The 19,753-nt window shown below is 43.4% G+C and carries 18 protein-coding genes; 5 read left to right on the top strand and 13 right to left on the bottom strand.

The annotated features are described in order from the left end of the window. Positions 1-14: 14 nt before the first annotated feature. Positions 15-1,271: a glutamate-5-semialdehyde dehydrogenase gene (locus ACMH5P_RS10225; RefSeq protein ID WP_459494274.1), complete on the top strand. Its 1,257-nt coding sequence runs from the start codon at positions 15-17 to the stop codon at positions 1,269-1,271. Between the two features lies 1 nt (position 1,272). Here ACMH5P_RS10225 and ACMH5P_RS10220 read toward each other — a convergent pair whose 3' ends face one another. The 6 genes from ACMH5P_RS10220 to nusB are packed head-to-tail and all read right to left on the bottom strand — an operon-like array spanning position 1,273 to position 6,740. After that, the gene (locus ACMH5P_RS10220) at positions 1,273-3,060 is read right to left on the bottom strand and encodes a DNA polymerase III subunit gamma/tau (RefSeq protein WP_459494273.1); all 1,788 of its coding nucleotides are present in this window, start codon (positions 3,058-3,060) and stop codon (positions 1,273-1,275) included. A gap of 38 nt (positions 3,061-3,098) precedes the next feature. Then, positions 3,099-4,523, bottom strand: a complete 1,425-nt coding sequence (gene coaE, locus ACMH5P_RS10215) for a dephospho-CoA kinase (RefSeq protein ID WP_459494272.1) — start codon at positions 4,521-4,523, stop codon at positions 3,099-3,101. A gap of 1 nt (position 4,524) precedes the next feature. Continuing rightward, positions 4,525-4,824 carry a preprotein translocase subunit YajC gene (gene yajC, locus ACMH5P_RS10210; RefSeq protein ID WP_459494271.1) on the bottom strand — a complete coding sequence of 100 codons (300 nt, stop codon included), beginning with the start codon at positions 4,822-4,824 and terminating at the stop codon, positions 4,525-4,527. 4 nt (positions 4,825-4,828) lie between these two features. After that, entirely contained in the window at positions 4,829-5,275 is a 447-nt protein-coding gene (locus tag ACMH5P_RS10205; RefSeq protein WP_459494270.1) for a DUF1573 domain-containing protein, read from the bottom strand. Positions 5,276-5,277: 2 nt separating this feature from the next. Continuing rightward, complete coding sequence (locus ACMH5P_RS10200) at positions 5,278-5,574, bottom strand: YtxH domain-containing protein (RefSeq protein ID WP_395767429.1); 297 nt, start codon at positions 5,572-5,574, stop codon at positions 5,278-5,280. A 2-nt stretch (positions 5,575-5,576) separates the two neighbouring features. Next, positions 5,577-6,740, bottom strand: coding sequence for a transcription antitermination factor NusB (gene nusB / locus ACMH5P_RS10195; RefSeq protein WP_459494269.1), 1,164 nt, complete (start codon positions 6,738-6,740; stop codon positions 5,577-5,579). Between the two features lie 90 nt (positions 6,741-6,830). Here nusB and ACMH5P_RS10190 point away from each other — a divergent pair, with 90 nt between their 5' ends. Continuing rightward, a complete protein-coding gene (locus tag ACMH5P_RS10190) occupies positions 6,831-8,618 on the top strand; it encodes an ABC transporter ATP-binding protein (RefSeq protein WP_459494268.1) in 1,788 nt (595 codons plus the stop codon). Here the strand turns inward: ACMH5P_RS10190 and ACMH5P_RS10185 are convergent. Then, positions 8,610-9,920, bottom strand: coding sequence for a TolC family protein (locus ACMH5P_RS10185; RefSeq protein WP_459494267.1), 1,311 nt, complete (start codon positions 9,918-9,920; stop codon positions 8,610-8,612). The genes ACMH5P_RS10190 and ACMH5P_RS10185 overlap by 9 nt on opposite strands. 115 nt (positions 9,921-10,035) lie before the next feature. Between ACMH5P_RS10185 and ACMH5P_RS10180 the strand changes: the two genes are divergently transcribed. Genes ACMH5P_RS10180 through ACMH5P_RS10170 form a run of 3 tightly spaced genes read left to right on the top strand, consistent with a single transcriptional unit; the run spans position 10,036 to position 12,846 of the window. After that, positions 10,036-10,857 (top strand): MOSC domain-containing protein, encoded by an 822-nt coding sequence (locus tag ACMH5P_RS10180; protein WP_459494266.1) that lies wholly within the window; start codon positions 10,036-10,038, stop codon positions 10,855-10,857. Next, positions 10,844-11,599, top strand: a complete 756-nt coding sequence (locus ACMH5P_RS10175; RefSeq protein ID WP_459494265.1) for a hypothetical protein — start codon at positions 10,844-10,846, stop codon at positions 11,597-11,599. Before ACMH5P_RS10180 ends, ACMH5P_RS10175 begins: the two co-directional genes overlap by 14 nt. Continuing rightward, positions 11,587-12,846, top strand: coding sequence for an MFS transporter (locus ACMH5P_RS10170; protein WP_459494264.1), 1,260 nt, complete (start codon positions 11,587-11,589; stop codon positions 12,844-12,846). Before ACMH5P_RS10175 ends, ACMH5P_RS10170 begins: the two co-directional genes overlap by 13 nt. Here the strand turns inward: ACMH5P_RS10170 and ACMH5P_RS10165 are convergent. From ACMH5P_RS10165 to ACMH5P_RS10140, 6 genes are all read right to left on the bottom strand, one after another. Then, a complete protein-coding gene (locus ACMH5P_RS10165) occupies positions 12,843-13,346 on the bottom strand; it encodes a hypothetical protein (protein ID WP_459494263.1) in 504 nt (167 codons plus the stop codon). The genes ACMH5P_RS10170 and ACMH5P_RS10165 overlap by 4 nt on opposite strands. A gap of 46 nt (positions 13,347-13,392) precedes the next feature. Further along, positions 13,393-13,680 carry an autorepressor SdpR family transcription factor gene (locus ACMH5P_RS10160; protein ID WP_459494262.1) on the bottom strand — a complete coding sequence of 96 codons (288 nt, stop codon included), beginning with the start codon at positions 13,678-13,680 and terminating at the stop codon, positions 13,393-13,395. A gap of 51 nt (positions 13,681-13,731) precedes the next feature. Next, positions 13,732-14,625, bottom strand: coding sequence for a hydroxypyruvate isomerase family protein (locus tag ACMH5P_RS10155; RefSeq protein WP_459494261.1), 894 nt, complete (start codon positions 14,623-14,625; stop codon positions 13,732-13,734). Between the two features lie 2 nt (positions 14,626-14,627). Continuing rightward, complete coding sequence (locus ACMH5P_RS10150; RefSeq protein ID WP_459494260.1) at positions 14,628-17,681, bottom strand: PVC-type heme-binding CxxCH protein; 3,054 nt, start codon at positions 17,679-17,681, stop codon at positions 14,628-14,630. A gap of 66 nt (positions 17,682-17,747) precedes the next feature. Then, positions 17,748-18,776, bottom strand: coding sequence for a glycosyltransferase family 2 protein (locus ACMH5P_RS10145; protein WP_459494259.1), 1,029 nt, complete (start codon positions 18,774-18,776; stop codon positions 17,748-17,750). A 5-nt stretch (positions 18,777-18,781) separates the two neighbouring features. Further along, positions 18,782-19,720 (bottom strand): glycoside hydrolase family protein, encoded by a 939-nt coding sequence (locus ACMH5P_RS10140; RefSeq protein WP_459494258.1) that lies wholly within the window; start codon positions 19,718-19,720, stop codon positions 18,782-18,784. Positions 19,721-19,753: the final 33 nt, after the last annotated feature.

The raw sequence follows: 19,753 nt of genomic DNA, 5'->3' as shown, positions 1-19,753 counted from the left end.
CTTAATTTTGTCAAATGTCACAAACCGTCGATATTCTTCCTTTATTAGCTGCGACTCGCAAAGCTTCCACGAGCCTTGCGTCGGCAGACGCTTCCTTAAAGATTTCAGTTCTTGCCCAATTAGCTGACTTATTAAAAGCGCAAAAGGAAATTATCATCGCTGAAAATGCGAAAGACCTCGCGAACATGGATGCTGCTAATCCCATGCGGGATCGTTTGTTGCTTACAGAGGCTCGTATCGAAGCCTTGGCAGAAAGCCTACATGATGTGGCAGCTTTACCGGATCCCTCGGGTCAAGCACTTCTAAATAAGGTTTTGTCCAATGGCTTACAGCTTCAAAAGAGGGCTGTTCCTTTGGGTGTAGTGGGGGTTATCTATGAGTCCCGTCCCAATGTGACGATTGATGTAGCTGCCCTGTGTATTCGGTCTGGGAATGCGGCAGTATTGCGGGGAGGAACGGATGCTTGGTTTACCAATCAGGTCTTAGTTAAATTAATTCATGAGGCACTGCAAAGTCAAGGGCTTTCGACGGATTTGGTTCGTTTATTACCGACAGACCGTGCGCATGTGACGACTTTACTTCAAGCCACCAAATACATTGATGTCATTATTCCACGGGGTTCGGATGCTTTGATTCAACGGGTAAGACGTGAGTCCCTAGTGCCTACGATAGAAACGGGTGCGGGTGTTTGTCACACTTATGTTGCCTCAAAGGCGGATACGGATATGGCCGTTAATATTGTATTGAATGCCAAAGTCTCGCGTCCTTCCGTTTGCAATTCACTTGATACCGTCATTCTACACAGCAATCAAGTCGAATCGTTTTTAACTAAAATTGCCCCGCTATTTCTGGAATATAAGGTTCGAATCTTTGCAGATTCCATCTCTTTTCCAATATTAGAAGCGCTAGCCTATCCTTTACTCGAAAGAGCTCAAGAGGAGGATTTTGGACGGGAGTTCTTGGATTTTGCTTGTTCAGTTAAGGTTGTTGATAATCTAGCAGAGGCCTTTAACCACATAGATCAATTTTCATCTCGCCATTCGGAGGCTATCGTAACATCGGATGAGCAGGAGGCACAGGTATTCTTGCAGTCGGTCGATGCGGCCGCGGTTTATTGGAATGCATCCACTCGTTTTACGGATGGGGGCGTTTTTGATTTGGGGGCTGAAATTGGAATTTCAACTCAGAAATTACATGCCCGTGGACCTTTTGCCTTGGAAAAATTAGTCACTGAAAAGTGGGTGATTCAAGGTAATGGACAGATTCGTTAGGCTAAAATTCGTGATCTAATCCCAGCTTTTGTTTGAGTTCCCCCAAGAGCGGATGCTTTTGGACTAAGAAATCGTATTTGTCGGACTGCGTATAAAGTAATTTCTTTTCTTCTAGTTCTTGTACAATCACATCGAGTACGATATCAATGGAGTAGTTGCGCAAGCGTTCCCGTAAAATCCCCAAAACCTCCATCCGCAATTGCTCGTTGAAGTGCTGCACTTGCACTTCATTCTCTACTTTCATGTGTGCAATCGTGCCAACTAATTCAATGGGGCGATCCATCATGACAAATTTGTTGATCAAATTAGCCTCTTTGAATTTCGTGGAAATTCCGTTCCAAACTTCCAATAATTGGGCCAGATCAAATGGCTGATTATCAAAGTTTGTGGCGGTATTTTGTTGCTCGGCTTCGGTATCCTCTGTTTTCTGTTTGATGACACTCTTACTTGAACGCAAACCGGCTAACCCTGCTGAAGGCATTTGAGCCATCGGCTTGGAGACAGGTTTTACGTCGGATACCTCGGGTTTAGGAGTATCCGCCACAGGTGCGGGACTTGTGGTTTGGGTCTCCTGATGAATGACAGGTTCCGGTTTTTCGATTACTGGAGTGCTTGTTGGTTTTTCAGCCCCAGTGCTCTTCGCTTGGGGCTCAGGCTTTTTTCCGGTAGCTCCCTCCGCAGCTACTTGGTAAACCGATGGCAGGTAATTGATTTTTAGCAGGCAGAGCTCGAGATGGAGTCGGGGGTTTTTGGCCGACTTGTAATTACTTTCGCAGGTAGAACAAATGTTCATGGCAGAAAGTAGGAAAGAGGTGCTCGTTAATTCGGCTTGTTGCTTGAATTTGGCTTTAGACTCATCTGAAATCTCCATCAAGGCCAAGGTTTGTGGGTCTTTGGCAAAGAGTAAATTACGAAGATGTTCCATGAATCCGCTGATGAATTGCTGTCCATCAAAGCCTTTTCGCATAATTTCATCCAACAGAATTAAGGTGTCCACATGATTCTGTTGAATCAAATGGTCTGTCAGACTAACGTAATAATCACTATCGAGGATATGAAGATTTTCTAATACATCTTTATGACGTAATGTATTGTCTGTCGAGAACGTCACATTCAAGTCGAACATCGAAAGCGCATCACGTAAACCTCCATCGGCCTTGATGGCAATTAATTCCAAGGCTGAGGGTTCTGCTTGGATATTTTCTTTCTGTGCAATGCCAGCCAAATGATCAGCCATATCCTTCCATTGGATGCGGTTAAAATCAAAGATTTGGCAACGAGATAAGATCGTTGGTAAAATTTTATGTTTCTCCGTCGTCGCAAGAATGAAAATGGCGTAGGAGGGTGGTTCTTCCAAGGTTTTCAGAAAGGCATTGAATGCCGCTGCTGAGAGCATGTGAACCTCATCAATGATGTAGATTTTGTAGCGACCACGTTGAGGAGGATAGCGAACCTGATCAATTAGGCTACGAATATCTTCCACGGAGTTATTGGATGCTGCATCCAACTCGTGGATGGTTAGCGAGGTATTATCTTGAAAGGATTGGCAAGACGGGCAAGTTCCACATGCCTCTCCATCCGCTCCAATGTTTTCACAATTGATTGTTTTAGCTAAAATACGTGCGCAGGTCGTTTTACCGACACCCCGAGGACCACAGAAAAGAAAGGCCTGTGCCAAGTGATTCGACTTGATGGCATTCTTTAGGGTGGTGGTAATATGACTTTGGCCAACGACCGAATCAAATTGGGTAGGTCTATATTTTCGCGCTGAAACAATAAAATTTTCCATACTGCAAGTTAACTTTTAGCGATGCAATTTCCAATAAGCTATTTGGGTAAATGCAGGTTCGCACTTACCGGGAAATGGTCGGTCGGGAAACGTCCTGCCCATGTCTCCGAATGTGTGGCGTGCTGGCTACAAGTCACCCCATTTTTCACAAAAATGTAATCGATGTGTTTGCCTGCTTGCTCTTGTTTAAATCCATTGAATGAGCTGTATGGGCCATAATGTCCTTTTTGGCTAATGGTCTCGCTATCCGTTAGGTGATTGGGATCAGTTGCGTTTAAGATGATTTGAATGGGCTCATCGTCAGGTGTGGCGTTGAAATCTCCGGTAATGATAGCCGGGCTATTGCCAGCTATTTCGGCTACTTTGGCCAGTACTAATTTCGCACTTTCTCTGCGAGCTATTTTTCCCAGGTGGTCGAAGTGCGTATTGAAAACGAAGAATTTTTTCTTGGTTTTTAGATCTTGGAATTCACCCCAGGTAACGACGCGCCGACAAGCGGCATCCCAACCGAAGCCAACTTTTTCACAGGAATCAGACAGCCAGAAGGTTTTTTCGCGGATGAGTTTAAACTTAGCGGTATTGTAAAATAGGGGAGAGAATTCACCTTCTTCTTTGCCATCGTCGCGGCCCTTTCCAAACCAGGCGTAACCGGGTAAAGCTTTCGCGAAGTCTTTAATTTGGTGGATAAACGCCTCTTGCATTCCAATGATATCAGCTTCGTGGTATTGAATGAGTTCGGCGCAATGCTTGGCGCGATATTTCCATTGGTCTTGACCGTCAGACTCGGTGTCTAAACGGATGTTGAAGGTCATCGCCTTAATCTGACTAAAGCCATTAAAATTGATCAAAAGGAAAAGCAAGAGACAGCTTAATGTTTTCATAATTGTTTCGATTTGAGGCCAAACGCGGTCCTTTTTGCTGTTTTCAATGACAAAGTCGGCACCCCGCAGGTATTGTTCAGGTTTAGGTTGGAGGTCGATCATCTGCATGGTTTGCATGTAGGATGAATGATTGCGTTTTTGGATATGTTGGATGCGCTCATCCAAGGGACATGAAACGGCAATGAGTTGCTGAATGATTTCCGGCTTGTTTCGTGCTGTAATGAGTGCTGATTCGTATAGGTAGAAAGGTGCTTTGGGGGCGTTTTCTAACCATGTAATTGCGGATTTACGTACGGCGGGGTGAATAATTGCATTCAGTTTTTGAATGTCTCCTGGGTATTTCTGTAGCAATCCCTTCATCCAAGGTCGGTTGTAGGAACCATCGGGTAAATAGGCTTTGGATCCAAATTCATCCAAAATGGCTTCTTTTACATTAGGGTCATTTTCGCAGATGTCACGCGCATGAGCATCTGCCTCGAATACAGGAATCCCTAAGATGGAAAAAATCCGACAAATCGTTGATTTGCCGGATCCGATTCCGCCTGTAATGCCAATAAAGGGTTTCAGGCTTTGTGGGTTCATCTTATTCTTCTGTTAAACGAGAGGAGGCATCTTTTGAGATCGCTGATTTTTCGAATACCATGCGAACTCCTTTGCTTGCGTCAACTTCCACGACAATTGTTTTTTCACGAATAGAAACTACGCTTCCATGCGCTCCACCAATGGTGACAACTTTGTCGCCTGTTTTTAATTCACTGATAAATTTTTGAGCTTCTTTCGCCTTTTTTTGTTGGGGACGAATCATGAAGAAATAAAACACCACAAAAATTCCTCCAAAAAGGACGATTTGCATGATTTGTGGATTGGCTTCTAATAATAACATAAGACTATTTTTTTTGAGGTATAACTTCTACTTTAAATGCGACCATGTTGTCGGCCGGAATGGTATTTGCGTACGCGGTAACTGTTTTTTGTACTTTGCCTTCTTTCCCGTGTGAGTCAAAGGTTACTTTGATAAAGCCTTTTTTGCCAGGTGCTACAGGTGTCTTACTCCACTTGGGTGTTGTGCAGCCACAAGAAGCATTGACGGAACTAATTAGCAAAGGTAAATTGCCCTTGTTTCGGAAATGAAAGGTGTAGGATACGCTATCGCCTTCTTTTATCCGCCCCAGGTAAACAAGTGGTTGATCAAAGACCATTTTAGCTTGCTTGTCTGCGCTCGGTCTTAAATCAATTGGAATGGAATTCTCTGCATCGCTTAGCGATTCCTTTTGCTTGTTGGTGCAACCCAACAAAATCAAAAAAATACCGGCAAAAAGAGAAAACCGAACCATGCTTATTTTGCTTTGATTTGGCTCATCATTTTTTCTACGTCCTCCAACAGCTTTTCGGCTTTTACTTTTGTATCGTTAACAACTTTTTTGCCTTCTGATTTAGCCATTGTTTCAGGAATTTCCTTGCCATCGACGATGTCGTTAATCAATTGCTTTAACTGTTCACGGTATTTGTTCAGTTGAAAATACAATTTGCTACGGGTGTTTTCACCCTTATCAGGTGCATAAAGAATGCCCAATACAGCTCCGGTAGCAGCTCCTACTACAAATGCCCAGAAGGATTTTGATGATCTACTCATGTTTATTTACTTGCTATGTCGATTAAGCCTCGACCTGATTTTTGAATAATTTTCTCACTAATTAATTTAATCGAAACCACATCCAAGATACCATTGATAAATGGACCTGATTTAGGTGTCGAGTAGTTTTTGGCCACTTCAATGTACTCATTAATACTCACCTTCACGGGGATACTCGAAAACTTAATCATCTCGGCGACAGCCATTTTTAAGATAATTAAATCGGATGTTGCCAAACGCTCCGAATCCCAGTTTTTGGTTTGCTCGTTAACCCATTCGGTTAATTGCTTATCCTCTGCCACGCAATAGTCGAATAATTCCTCAAAGAATTTCTTATCCTCATCCCATTGCAAAGCCAAGGGCTGTAAACTCAAATCTTCCAAGGCTTCGACCTTGAAGGTTTTTGTGCTCAAACTCTTGACCACATCCTTATTTACATGCCAATTTAAATCTTTTTCCTCGAAATATTCTGTCATCGCGGGATGTTTTAACAGATAATTTTTCAAGAGGTATTTGACCATTTCTAAGTCTTGGAGTACATCTTTTCCCGCTTCAGGAAGGTAGGCCACAAAACTTTCATCGGGTAAAATTCCTTCAAGGAATAATTTCTTCAAAAGGTTTTCTTCGTCCTCAGACCAGCCAATGTGATATTCTTCGAAGGCCTGTTGTAAATCCTTCCATTTAGGCAGAATGGCAAGTACTTTATTGTTGGCGATTTGAGAGGTTTTAATCGGGCTTTCCAACAAACGTCTTTGCTCATCCCATTGACCGATGGTCGGGAGATTCTGTAGATAGAAAAGAAGTTTTAAATATTGTTTGTAGATGGATTCTACTTCGATAACCATGCTTTTGCGCATATCCCGGGCAATCTTTGCCACATTGTATTGATAGACGCGATAGACAGACTGAGCGGCTTCCAGCGATTCTTGTGGAATGCTTTCTTCGGTGGGTACTCCTTGGAAAAATTCAGTTAATTGGATTTCGGCTAATTTTCGCAAACCCTCTAAACGAGGTGTTTGTTCTTCTTTGGCGACCATGAGCGATAGATCCGGGAGGAAAATCGTTTGCAAGCCATCAAAGGCCAATTGATGTTGCGCGCGTTCCTGCGTCCAAAAGGCATACATTTGTTGAAATGCTTTGACCCGTAGTAGTCTTCTGTTAACCATCCGAAAATAAAGAGCGTTCTTATTTGTAAAACACAAAATTACAAATTTTAATTTAGAAAGGTCCTATCTTTGTGGGAACTTATTCAATTCATGGGCGCACTCAGTCACCTCAATCAATATTTTTGGAAATACAAATGGCTTCTACTTTTGGGGATGCTGTTTACGTTTTGTTCCAATTTTTTTGGGGTTGTTCCCGCGCAATTGGTGCGTTTTGCCTTGGATTTGGTGACGGAAACCATTGATGTATATTTTTTATTTAAAGGCTTTTCGTTGCAAACAGCCTTCTATGAGGTCTTCGCAAGTACCCTGTTTTATTACGGCGCATTGATTGTTTTGATGGCATTTATCAAAGGGGTCTTCTTGTTTTTGGTGCGTCAAACCTTGATTGTCATGTCCCGGCATATCGAATACGAGATGAAGCAGGAGATTTATGCACATTATCAAACGCTCCCACTTTCTTTCTACTGTCAGCAAAACACTGGGGATTTAATGGCCCGCATTTCGGAGGATGTTAGTAAGGTTCGGATGTACGTGGGACCGAGTATGATGTATGGCTTGAATTTGATCACTGTATTTGCGCTCGTCATCTACTACATGTATCAAGTAAGCACAACGCTCATGTGGTATGTATTGCTTCCATTGCCGATTCTATCCTTTAGTATCTACTATGTAAATTCCTTGATTATCAAGAAATCGGAGGAAATACAATCCGGTCTTTCAACCATTTCCACGTATGTACAAGAAGCATTTTCGGGTATTCGCGTATTGAAATCGTTTGTTCGGGAGAAACAATCCGCAGCTGCCTTTGCCGAGGCCTCGGCCAATTATCGCAAGAAGTCCTTGGATTTAGTGAAGATTGATTCACTGTTTACTCCCTTGATTTCATTGTTGGTCGGATTTAGTACCTTATTAGTGGTTTATGTGGGCTCGAACGAGGTGATGGCGGGCAGAATGACCTTGGGAAATATTACCGAGTTCATTATGTATGTGTTTATGTTGACCTGGCCTGTCACCGCGCTGGGCTGGACGAGTTCGCAAATCCAACGTGCTGCTGCGTCCCAAAAACGCATCAATGAATTTCTGAATATCAAATCCGAATTGGTGCCGGGCAAACAGATTGTTCAGCCGATTCAAGGAAAATGGACGTTCAAGAATTTGTGTTTTACGTATCCGGGGACGGATCGTCCGGTTTTGAAATCGCTGAATTTGGAAATTAATTCCGGGGAGTCGGTCGCCCTACTTGGTACAACTGGTTCGGGTAAGAGTACGATTGCGTTGCTGATGGCTCGTTTTTACGATCCCAGTTCCGGGGATATTTTATTAGATGATATTCCTTTGCGGGATTGGGATATACAGCATGTCCGCAAGCATTTGGGTTTTGTTCCGCAGGATGTCTTCTTGTTTTCGACGTCGATTGCTGAGAATATTCGTTTTGGGCAGGATGATTTGACGGATGCGCAAATGGAGCAGGCGGCTCGATATGCCGATGTTTATGATAACATTCAGGACTTCCCGAATCAATTTGAAACGATCTTAGGTGAGCGTGGTGTTACCTTGTCGGGAGGTCAGAAACAGCGTGTTTCCTTGGCGAGAGCCCTTGCCAAGAATCCGAATATTTTGATTTTGGATGATTGTCTTTCTGCTGTCGATACGCATACAGAGCATAAAATCTTGTCCAATCTAAAGCATATTATGCTGGATAAGACAAGCTTAATTATTTCGCATCGCGTGTCCTCGGCGAAATTGGCCAATCGGGTTTTTGTCCTTCAGGGTGGTGAGATTGTCGAGCAAGGCAAACATGCACAGCTCATGCGGAAGAAGGGCTTGTATTATGAATTATACCAACAGCAATTGAATGAGGAGCAGGGCCTAAAGTAAATTGCCACTCAATCGAATTAATTCGATTTCAGCAGCCTTCGCAGCATATTTTGCCTCAATTAAACGCGTCTCTGCGGCGACAGCATTGCGTTGTACCTCACGTAATTCATAGGAGGTCGCGATACCAATTTTAAATCGGTCGAACGCGATATCAATGTTCTGCTTGGCAATGGTATAGTTCTCCGTTTCCAATGAAATCAAATTCAAGGCATTTTCGTAGGCCGTGTAGGAGCGTTCAATGGATGCGATTAATTGATTTTTGATATCCTCGATTTGTAATTGGGCAATTTCTGCGTTAATCTTGGCATTTTGAACACGACGTTTTTGATTGTATCCGTCAAAAATATTAATGCTGGCACGAAGTCCGTAATTAAACACATTACTGGATCCCTTTTGTACACCAAAGCCTGCACCGTTCAATACGTTATTGACTGCATAACCTGCTAATAGGTCAATCTGAGGTGTTTGTTGGCTCTGTAAATTTTTCGTATCCAATTCGCTGATTTTTTTGGTTACCAATGCCGCCATTAGCGTAGGGTTTTGCTTTAGGGCCATATCTTTTAACTCGCCCAAGTTTAGTTTAGGTAACAAATCGATGACAGCTTGTGTCTGGAATGTCGTTAGGTGCGGACGAACAAGTAGTGTATTTAAACTAATTTTTGTGTTTAAATAGGATTGTTCTTGTGCTAGCAAGAGGGCTTTATCTTCGTTGTAATCGACCTGTGCGGAATAGTAATCAACCTTCGAGCCCTGGCCAACCTCATAGCGGTCTTTGGCTAATTTTAACCGGTCATTGGAAATTTCTAGTCCTTTGCGAAAGTTATTTACACGTAGGTCTTGACGAATAATGTCGTAATAGAGTGTACTAATTTGAGCGATTAAATTCTCAATCGAGGTTTCGGTTTGTTTGGCTCCTAGATTTTGTAATTCCTTGAACCGATCGCGTAAGACAAACATGCCTTTGCCATCGTACAGCGTCCATGCCATCGTTATTCCCGCATTACCGCTGTTGGCACGAACCCCAGATTGCACTAAAGGTGGACGTAAACCTCCGAAAAATTCCTGGTCTAGTCCCGAAATGGTGTAGTTCTTTGTAGCTGTCCCCGTAATAGTGGGCAAAAATCCGGCATTTCCAAGACTATTGTCATTGGCCGCTTGCGCTTCTCGTTTTTTTAGGATTTGAATGGAATATTGGTTTTGTAATCCTTGCTGTATGGCATCCTCCAAGCGTAAGGTTTCTTGGGCTGAACTCGATAGGCTGGCTAGTATAAACAGGCCAAATAGGCCAATGAATTTGATCATGGAACAGGTTTTTCGGTAACTAATAACAAACATAAGAATTTTGCTTCACATAATGAAGGCGAATCCTGATAAGACCTCATAGGGAATTATGCAGGTAATTCAGTAATTTCAGGGGATGATATGCATTCGTAAACTATTTATTTTTCCCATTAAATCCTTAGCCCCTATTTCCGTTGACGAAATTGAGCTAGAGTCCGCGGGTTTCCGAGGTGACCGTCGGTTTATGCTGGTGGATGCGCAAGGAACATTTATTACCCAAAGAACCCGTCCTGATTTAACTCGTTTCCGTTTAAACGTACATGCGGAGGGATTTGAGGTATGGGATCAAATATCCGGTTTAACGAAGCTTTTGAAACATAATCCTGAGCTTTTGGAAAGAGCGCATGTGGAATTATGGGATGATCAATTAATCGTATGTGAGGTCGGCGAAGGATGGTCGGCATGGTTCTCCGAACGCTTGCAAGAGCCAGTCCGTTTAGTCATGCAATTAGCCGACAGTCCTCGAATCATTGCTGAAAAGTATCAAACCGAGGGTTCGAATCAGAGTTCCTTTGCGGATTCGCTACCTGTTTTACTCGCTTCCGAAAATTCGTATGCTCGCTTAGCGGAAGTATATGGTAAGCCCTTTGATTATCAGCGATTCCGAGCGAATATGATTGTTTCGGGAGCCGCAGCATTTGAGGAGGATACGTGGGAAGAGGTGTCAATTTCCAATGTAAGGTTATCGGGCGCCAAGCCCTGTGCACGGTGTCAATTGGTGAATGTGGAGCCTTCGACGGGTGAGGTTGAGAAGGGGGGTCTCATGAAGGCATTAGCGAATTTCCGTCAAAAGGATAATAAAGTGTATTTTGGCCAACAAATGGTTCCGATTCAATTGGGGAAAATCCGAGTAGGGGATGAGTTAACAGTCATTAATCGTAAAGATGCGCTATTTTAAGATTGTCCATTTTTTGAGTTTGGATGTGGTATTCGGTGCTGTTGCGATGAATGATGTTCTATACCAATACTTTCTGGGCTCTTTGCCTCCTTGGCAATTCGATTTAATTCTGGCCATTTCGGTGTATTTGATTTATGGTATTGACCGTCAAATCGATAATTATACATCTGAAACTCGCGATGAGTTACATGCTTATCATGAAAAACATCAGGTTGTGTTGCGTAGAATAATCATCGTCTTAGGAATTTACCTTGGAATGCTACTGATGTGGGTGGAATTTCCGATGATCAAATTTGGTTTAGGCTTGGGCGTAGCCATTTTGCTCTATTGGTTAGGGTGGGTGAAGCATGTTTTTGATCGTTTTTGGGGATTTAAGGAGCTATTGACGGCCGGAATTTACAGTTTGGGTGTCGCCTTACCTACGATGGTCATCGCTCCTTATTCACTTATTCTGGTAGAGTGCGTATTGGAAATATTTTTACTCGCTTTGATGAATTTGAGCTTATATACCCTGATTGAAGAGGGGGGAAGTACACGCCTTTGGATGACCTGCTGCATGCTTACACTCCTTTTCATGATTGCTTTGGGGATCATTGGAGTAAGCTTCAGCCTTTTGAGCTTATTCTTGTTTATATGGGGAATTCATCTGGGGATTTATTATTTTAGGGCTTCCAAGCCGGAGCGCTACGTAGGCGATTTGGCTTTCTTGAGTCCGCTGATTTACCTTATATGTCAATATTGAAAACTAAAGATGCCTACCAGGCGCTTCGATATCCGGAATTCCGTGCTTATGTGACGGGGAATACCTTGTTCACGATGGCATTGCTTATTCAGGAGGTTATTTTGGCCTATGAGATCTATCATTTGACACATAATCCCTTGGCACTGGGATTGATTGGTTTGGCTGAGGCGGTTCCTTATATTTCGTTGGTCTTGTTTGGAGGACATTTTGCGGATAACCGAGATAAGAAAAAAATTATGCAGGGTTCGTTAGCCATCATTATTCTCGGCTCGGTCTTGTTGCTCTATGCGGCGATGCAATTGAATTCTGATAAATCCAGTTTCTTTGTTTATTTAATCTATTTTGTAATTTTTTTGATTGGATTAGCCAAGGGATTTTTCAGTCCAGCTGCTTCTTCCTTGAATCCATTCTTGGTTCCCAAAGAAGTATTTGCTAATGCGGCTACATGGAATAGTTCGTTTTGGCAATTGGGGTCTATCCTAGGGCCCGGTGTGGCGGGTTTCTTGTATGCCTATGCCGGTTTATCAGGTTCTTTAATCATCGTGATAGGCTTGTTGTTGGCCGTCATGTCTTGCATGTTTTTTATTCAGAATCGCCCAGTTCCACCCAAGAATGTGGTTCATGAATCCATCTGGCATAGCTTGCGGGAAGGAATTGAATATGTTTTTAAGACAAAGATTATCCTGTATGCGATATCCTTGGATTTGTTTTCGGTATTATTTGGTGGCGTGATTGCCATATTACCCATTTTTGCGGAGGATATTTTAAAAGTAGGCGCCGAGGGTTTGGGTATTTTACGTGCCGCGCCTTCCGTAGGTGCGGTAGTCACCATGTTGACGCTAATCTATTTCCCACCGCTGAAAAATGCTTGGCGCAACTTATTACTGGCCATTGCCGGTTTTGGTGTGGCGACTTTGGTATTTGGCTTGTCAACAAATTTTTGGGTATCCGTTACCGCATTATTTTTTACGGGTGCATTCGATTCGGTTAGTGTGGTAATTCGCCAAACCGTATTACGCATTTTTACCCCGGATGAAATGCGCGGACGTGTTTCCTCGGTCAACGGGGTATTTGTCAGCACCTCGAATGAGATGGGAGCTTTTGAATCGGGGGTCGCTGCCAAGTTTTTTGGAACGATTCCCTCCGTGCTGATTGGGGCAGGTGTTACCCTGTTTTTAGTCAGCGTTGTGGCCTTTAAATCGAAAGATTTATTGGAACTGGATGTTGAAAAGGCTGCAGCAAATTAGTTATTCGCTTGGATACCTTCGTTCCATGCTTCTAATGTTTCCACGATCGTTTTTCTGCTTTCCTGAGCCCAAACAATATCGTTGACATTATTTACGGGAGAGGTATTCTCCCCCAAAAGAGCTGGCATCACATTGAATTGGTGATATTTCAGCTTTTTGATGCCTTTGTCATTTACTGAAATACACTCTGTTAGTTCAATATTCGAAATGACTACAAGTCCGTCCGCAGTCTTTGAGGCATGAATTTCAATGGATTCAATTAGGTTTTTAGGGATATCAACGCTTCCCAATACATTGGAGCCTTGGTAGTGAACAACCTTAATTTCATGGGCACCTAACAGGAGAAAAGAAATACGTTGATTTCCAGAACGAGCAGCAAAGAAGTCTGAAATCGATTGGAAAAAATTTCGCTTGGGCAACTGAACGACACCTAGGCCGATGAAATCACGCGGTGTTTGACTAGCAAGAAATGAAAAGGAAGTAGGCAGGTTAGCGCTCATGCGAATATTTTTTTACGAATTTATCTTAAAATTGGGAAAGCAACAATTACAATCGGATTTTCGGTTTAGGGAATTCAAAATGTTGGGCAAATCCCTGAAACCATTGATGGATCGATTCAAAGCCTTTTTTGTTTAAGCTGTAATGTATGAACTGGCCTTTTTTCGTCGCATCGATCAATTGTGCTTGCTTTAATAGGTCTAAATGATGCGAGATGCTCGGCTTGGTCATGTCAAATTGCTTGGCAATCTGACCCGCATTTTGAGGGCCCTGTATAAGAAATTGAAGAATCTCCCGTCGGGTTACATCATTGATTGCTTTGAAGGCTGCTTCCATGGTTATTAAATAATTAGGCGAATATCTAATTATTATTCCTTAAATCCAAATTTACAGATGGTCAGCTTTGCGATAGGCTTCGATTAATTTTACTTCTCCTTCTTTTCCGGGGTGGAAATTGCCATGCTCCATGCCCAAGATCCCATCGTATTTTTTCTTGCGGAGGTTTTCAAAGATATTGGCATAATTTACTTCGCCGGTACCGGGTTCTTTGCGTCCCGGGTTGTCTCCGATTTGCAAATAGCCGATTTCCGACCAGCATAAATCCATGTTTTTGATCATATTCCCCTCATTGCGTTGCATGTGGTACATATCGAAAAGAATTTTACACGATGGGCTATCTACTCCCTTACAAATCATGTAGGTTTGGTCGGAATGACGTAGGAACAAATCCGGATTATCGCTCAGTGGCTCAAGAACCATCGTTAGTTTATGCGGCTCGAGAATTTCAGCGCCTCTTTTCAAAACCTCGATGACATTGCCTGTTTGTATTCCCATCGGGAGATTACGCGTGAAATTTCCTGGGACGACCGTGGCCCATTTAGCATTGACGCGTTTCGAGGTTTCGACGGCGTCCCGACATGCCTTTAGGAAAATCTCTGTCCAAGCCTTGTCGCCTGTAGTCATGTGTGATTTATCGAAAAATCCGGGGAATTTGATGACAAATACCCCCATCTCCATACCAAGTCGGCCGAGCGTCGCACCGATCTTTTCTTGCACCTCTACCGGCTTTTCCATCATCTCATTGTCCTCCAAGGCACGGAAACCCATTTCATGCATGAATTTTAATTGATCGATGTAGTCCTTACCGGCATGTTGTTCAAACATCCCAAAATGCGGCGCATATTTCAGGCTAAATGTTTTTTCAGGGTTCGATTTGCCTTGTACAGCTTGGCTTCCAAGTACGCCCGCTGTCAGGAGTTGGCTAAAAGATCTACGATTCATCGTTATTTTTTCTTTAAAGTGCTTAAATATTCCACTAAATCACTCAATTCACTTGTTGATAAGCCATCCGCTAATCCATCTGGCATCATCGAATTATCTAATTGCTTCACGCTCTTTAAAGCCGAGGTTTTAAAGTTCTGCACGGAGCCTCCGGGTAATTTCAAGATGATGTCGGTCTCATTTTTCGAAGTAATGATTCCCTGGTACACATCCCCCTTCTTTGTCGTGATTTCAAAGCTCTCATAACCAAATCCAATTCCCGCGTTCGGATGCAGGATGGATAAGTACATCCCCTCCTTCGATAGTTTTGATCCGATTTCAGAAAGTTTTGGACCAAAGTCGATACCCTCGTTATTAATCTGATGGCACATGGCACATTGTTCTACAAACACCTTAATGCCATTCTTCGCCACGCCTTTTAGGTTGATTAAATCGTTCAATGGAGGATGTTTCGTCTTGCTTACACTTTGTGCTCCCGATAAATAGCCATTGGCTTCTAAGCGAACACCTTTCCGCCAAGCCTTGCTCACCGACTCCACCACGGATGGAATTAAATTCTCCGGAATTTTCTTGTCCTTCAAGGACTGCAAGACAAAATCCTCACCAGCTGGATAGGAATTCCCAATGCCCTTAGCGGCATCCTTGCGTACAATGAGATCAAGTTTGGTGTTTTGAAGGGTTTGGCTCAACAAGGCAATACTTTCTTTGTTTCCTTGCCAACGGATTGCATCAATGATCGAACGCTTCACCGAATTATTTCCCTTTTCGAAACTCGTTTTAATGAATTGTCCTCCGTTTGGTAAGGCATAGAGCGCCTTAGCAGCTTGTCGGCCACCTTTATTACTCAAGATCACCGTCATCAAATCGGGTTTCAATTCTGCTAAATTATATTTCTCGATTAGTTTCGTGTATTCATCAATATTGTCTTTGGGCAATAATTTGATGAGCGTCTTTTTAGCCAATTCATTTTTTTGCACGTAGGCTGGAGATAAGTGACGAATCGCAACCAAGGTGGCTGCTGGGTTATTTTTTAAGTCTTTGTTAATCAGGTCAACGAGCATCACGGATTTCTGCTCCCCGGGTATGAAATCCAATGCCCGGAAATAGCGTAATTTCTCATCTAATGGCTTGGATTCTTTTAGATATTGGAAAATATAGCTGTTGGCTAATTCCGTTCTTGATCGGAAAATGATGTCTCGAAACGCAGGTGAATCTGCCGGTTTTGTTGCCAAATAAGCCGTCAAACGCGATTCCCAATGTTTATCCGCACCAATTCCCAAGGCCTCTAAATACCAGCGGTCCGTGCCCGTATGTTGCGAGGCTAATTTTGCCCAAATATCATCTGCCTCTGCATCTTTCACATGGTGTAATGCAATGGCGAGTTCACGTTTCACTTGGTCATTGGCATCATTTACTGCGCGATGTGCTAAGGCTTTCCAAGTACTAAATGGACGCATTTTTGCGGCTCGAATCGCCATCATACGCCATTCTTCCGATGGGTTGTTGAGCGCCTTGTCGATGTAAGATAATCCGTCCGTTCCTTGAGCTAATATCCAAAATAACCGTGCTTTTAAACGAGGGTTAGTTTCACTTTGGAAAATGCTTGCGATATCCTTTTGGGCATTTTCTCCCATTTGTTGGAGGGCCTTATAGCCCAAATAGCGTGTTGCCAAATTTGGATTAAATAGGGCAGTGATTGCGCCGATTGGGGAATCGAGGCGGGTTTTCTTAACGAAATAGGGGGTGTTTTTACGCGAAATGCGATAGATTCTGCCTTTATTTTGATCCCCCGCCTGGTGACCTCCTACGCCGGGATCATACCAGTCGGCGATAAACAATGACCCATCCGGTGCCACTGTCACATCAGCTGGACGGAACCACTGGTCTTTCACTCCTTCTACAAGATTTAATATGCTGGCTGAATAACCCGCTCCCTGTGCTTTTGTCGGATAGGCCCGAACGACATTGGGACCTGCATCTGCGTGAATGATTTGGTTTTGGAATTTGCTAGGCAAGAGGTTTCCTTCGTAGACCAAAATTCCTGTGGGAGATCCAGAACCCGTTTGCAATAAGTTCGGAACAACCCCAGGATCGTTTAAATGCCAGTGTTGCAAAGGGACTTCTTTTTCCATGTTGGTTCGTTGCACATACCAACCTTCACCTGTCATCTCATCGGTATAGCCATAATTTCCATGCTCGAAAACCGAGTTGATACGAACGCCTTTGTTCCCATCATCGTCGTTGTCGGATTGCCACATGGCCCCGTAAGAATCTACGGCGACTTCGAAATTATTGCGGAAGTTTTGGCCCAGGCATTCTACTTGAGATCCATCGAGGTTACAACGGAAGACCATGCCTTGCTTGTATTTTTTGGGCCCGATTTCGTCACCATCTTGATCTAAAACGGGTTTTCCCTTGGCATCGAGTAATTGCTTGCCCTCATTTCCTAGGTTGAAATAGAGCTTTCCATCGGGACCAAAGGTAAATGCATGCGCGCCATGGTCATGCTGCTCGCCACCAATGCCTCGAAACATGATTTCTTTTCGGTCGGCCTTATCGTCGTGATTGTCATCAAAGAATTTCCAGATATAGGGACTTTGCGCCACAATGACCATGCTATCCAGCACGGCTATGCCTAAAGGGGCATTTAATTCAGGCGATTGGTAAAATACTTTTTCGTTGTCGGCCTTGCCATCTCCATTCGTATCCTCTAGGATGATAATTCGGTCCCCTGCCGGATTTACCGGATTTCCGGCGATGGCAGGACGGTAGTTGAAAGCTTCGGTAATCCAAACGCGACCCTTGGAATCGATGTCCATGTTTGTCGGGTTTTTAAGCATCGGTTCCGTTGCAAACGTCGTAATCTCGAGCTCGGGATCTATTTGCAATCCTTTCAAGGCATGGGTTGCCTCATGCTTTTGAGATTCGTTTAGCGAATCCAATAGGGCTTGCCCCCAGCGTTGATGATCGTTTTTTTGAAATGAAGAAATACCGAAATAGCCAAATAGGCATAGGGCTCCAAGAATGGACATGCGTCCAAGGATTGATTTTTTCATAATTAGGAATAGGTTGAGCGATACGCTTTGTTGTAAAGGTCAATTAAATCGGCAAAAAAAGCAAATTTATCGACCGAGGAATTGGTTCAGTTTCGAACGGAAATTAAGGTAGGCCAACAAGGTTTCTGGGCTCAATAATTGACTCTTCAAATAGGCCTTCCAAGCCTTGAACGATTGGGGGGGATTGAGTAATGTGGCTTGGCAAAAATAGGTCAAGGATTTTATCCAATTTCCTTTGTTTTCCAAGCATTCTCTACGCATCAGGTAGTAGTCTTGTAGGATTGGGCGGACCAAGTGGTCGTATTTTTTGTGGGTGTATTCATTGATATTTGAATACATAAAGATTCGATTCTTAATAAAGGCTTCGGAATGAACATGGTCGGTCATGCTAATTCCGCCCTCATTTTTTCGATAGACCGACATGACTTCTGGCAGATATCCGATGGGTCCCTGTTCCGCGAGAATAACATAGAGGGGGATATCGCCACTTTTAGAATGTAAAAACCACTCGGGTAGGGAATGCGCGAATTTTCGTCGCATCATGACCGCGGCGGTTGCCATGAACCAGGTTTCCTTCTCAACTAAGAAATCTTGGCTTTGGGTCCAAGGTTTTTGATCCGTAGGGTTTATTAATTCGCTCGGCCGCTGGCTATTGTCTTCATAGACAATTTGGGCATTATGAAAACAAGCCGAGGCATTGGGATGTGAGTCTAGGAAATCCACCTGACGCTGAAGTTTCTGGGTGTCTGTCCAATAATCATCCCCTTCGATGTGAACGATATATTCCCCTCGGCAATCGAAGAAACAATGTAAAAAATTATGTTTCGCTCCAATATTTTGGGGGCGAATATAGGCCTTGATTTTATTGGGATATTTCTTGGCGTACGCTTGCACAATTTGTGCGGTCGAATCCGGTGAATGATCCTCGCCAATGATGATTTCAAAGTCAAAATTCGTCTCTTGCGCTAAAATGGAATCGAGGCTTTCGCGGATGTAATCCTCGTGTTTATAGGTAATAAAACAGATGCTCACTTTGGGGTGGGCAAGCGGCTGAGAACCCGGGAAAAGATGGTGGTTATAGCGCGAAAAATCCATTCCAATTAGAGCATTTCGGCATATCCTACGCCAGTTTGACCAAAATGATTTCCGTTGTAAAACATGATTTTTCTTCCGCGATGCTGGATAACTAAGGGGTATTCAATCATCGAATAATCCCAAGCAGTTGGGTCTTCACTCACATCGATGCCCACCTCGTCGTCTTTGCGTGTCCAATGTATTCCGTCAGTGGACTCTGCGTAGTAGATGCGGTATGAGCGTTCGCGGTTTTCGCGATAATCTGTGATGGCACGCGCTGAGAACCACATTTTGTAGATGCCATCTTCGATGAGTACACTGGGTCTTGAAATTCCACCTTCCACTTCATCGCGGTAGTCGATGGCTACTTGACCTTGGCGCACCCAATTGATTCCATCGTTTGATTCCGCGTATTTAATGTGGTAACAGGGCTCCATTTTTCCTTGGTCTTCGATCCAATGGGTACAGTTTAGGTACCAAGCTTTGAATTTTCCCTCATGTTCTAGAAAGCATGCGGAGCCGTTAAAATAAGGTTCGGTAGCTGTGGTGCTGATGACAGGGCCCGTGAATTTTTTGGTAAAATGAATGCCGTCTTTCGAACTAGCAATACCCAAGGCATTATGGTAGGGAATCGTGTTTCGAACGGTCCAACCAATGTAATATAGCCACTTTTCGTCCCCATGTTGCATGAACCAGGTAGGCATGATGCCACAATCATCGAATGTGCCAGGAGCACCTAAATCGAGTATGGGTTCGGGATGTACGTAGAGAATATTTGAAAGCTTGTCCGGGTCTAAATCAATAAATGATGCCTGGCAACGCCCTTTTTCATCGCGGGCTGAGTAGTAAAGTCTGATTTTGTCTTCGTATGACGTGTCTACACATACGACATGCGCATACCCTTTCTGATTCCAGGTTGATTTCCCATCGGGACAAAACAACAAACCTTTTTTAATCCACTGCATATTTTTGGACGTGGTGTTTGAATACCACGTCCA

The organism is Aquirufa sp. 5-AUSEE-100C1 (assembly GCF_054558655.1).
This window is presented reverse-complemented; position numbering and strand designations above follow the sequence as displayed.

What these genes read in the sequence shown, in the direction of transcription:
- ACMH5P_RS10140 (WP_459494258.1), bottom strand. Translation starts at nt 19,720, where the DNA reads ATGCAGTGGATTAAAAAAGGTTTGTTGTTTTGTCCCGATGGGAAATCA.
- ACMH5P_RS10150 (WP_459494260.1), bottom strand. Translation starts at nt 17,681, where the DNA reads ATGAAAAAATCAATCCTTGGACGCATGTCCATTCTTGGAGCCCTATGC.
- coaE (WP_459494272.1), bottom strand. Translation starts at nt 4,523, where the DNA reads ATGAACCCACAAAGCCTGAAACCCTTTATTGGCATTACAGGCGGAATC.
- ACMH5P_RS10185 (WP_459494267.1), bottom strand. Translation starts at nt 9,920, where the DNA reads ATGATCAAATTCATTGGCCTATTTGGCCTGTTTATACTAGCCAGCCTA.
- yajC (WP_459494271.1), bottom strand. Translation starts at nt 4,824, where the DNA reads ATGTTATTATTAGAAGCCAATCCACAAATCATGCAAATCGTCCTTTTT.
- ACMH5P_RS10160 (WP_459494262.1), bottom strand. Translation starts at nt 13,680, where the DNA reads ATGGAAGCAGCCTTCAAAGCAATCAATGATGTAACCCGACGGGAGATT.
- ACMH5P_RS10190 (WP_459494268.1), top strand. Translation starts at nt 6,831, where the DNA reads ATGGGCGCACTCAGTCACCTCAATCAATATTTTTGGAAATACAAATGG.
- ACMH5P_RS10145 (WP_459494259.1), bottom strand. Translation starts at nt 18,776, where the DNA reads ATGGATTTTTCGCGCTATAACCACCATCTTTTCCCGGGTTCTCAGCCG.
- nusB (WP_459494269.1), bottom strand. Translation starts at nt 6,740, where the DNA reads ATGGTTAACAGAAGACTACTACGGGTCAAAGCATTTCAACAAATGTAT.
- ACMH5P_RS10180 (WP_459494266.1), top strand. Translation starts at nt 10,036, where the DNA reads ATGATATGCATTCGTAAACTATTTATTTTTCCCATTAAATCCTTAGCC.
- ACMH5P_RS10165 (WP_459494263.1), bottom strand. Translation starts at nt 13,346, where the DNA reads ATGAGCGCTAACCTGCCTACTTCCTTTTCATTTCTTGCTAGTCAAACA.
- ACMH5P_RS10155 (WP_459494261.1), bottom strand. Translation starts at nt 14,625, where the DNA reads ATGAATCGTAGATCTTTTAGCCAACTCCTGACAGCGGGCGTACTTGGA.
- ACMH5P_RS10200 (WP_395767429.1), bottom strand. Translation starts at nt 5,574, where the DNA reads ATGAGTAGATCATCAAAATCCTTCTGGGCATTTGTAGTAGGAGCTGCT.
- ACMH5P_RS10170 (WP_459494264.1), top strand. Translation starts at nt 11,587, where the DNA reads ATGTCAATATTGAAAACTAAAGATGCCTACCAGGCGCTTCGATATCCG.
- ACMH5P_RS10225 (WP_459494274.1), top strand. Translation starts at nt 15, where the DNA reads ATGTCACAAACCGTCGATATTCTTCCTTTATTAGCTGCGACTCGCAAA.
- ACMH5P_RS10175 (WP_459494265.1), top strand. Translation starts at nt 10,844, where the DNA reads ATGCGCTATTTTAAGATTGTCCATTTTTTGAGTTTGGATGTGGTATTC.
- ACMH5P_RS10205 (WP_459494270.1), bottom strand. Translation starts at nt 5,275, where the DNA reads ATGGTTCGGTTTTCTCTTTTTGCCGGTATTTTTTTGATTTTGTTGGGT.
- ACMH5P_RS10220 (WP_459494273.1), bottom strand. Translation starts at nt 3,060, where the DNA reads ATGGAAAATTTTATTGTTTCAGCGCGAAAATATAGACCTACCCAATTT.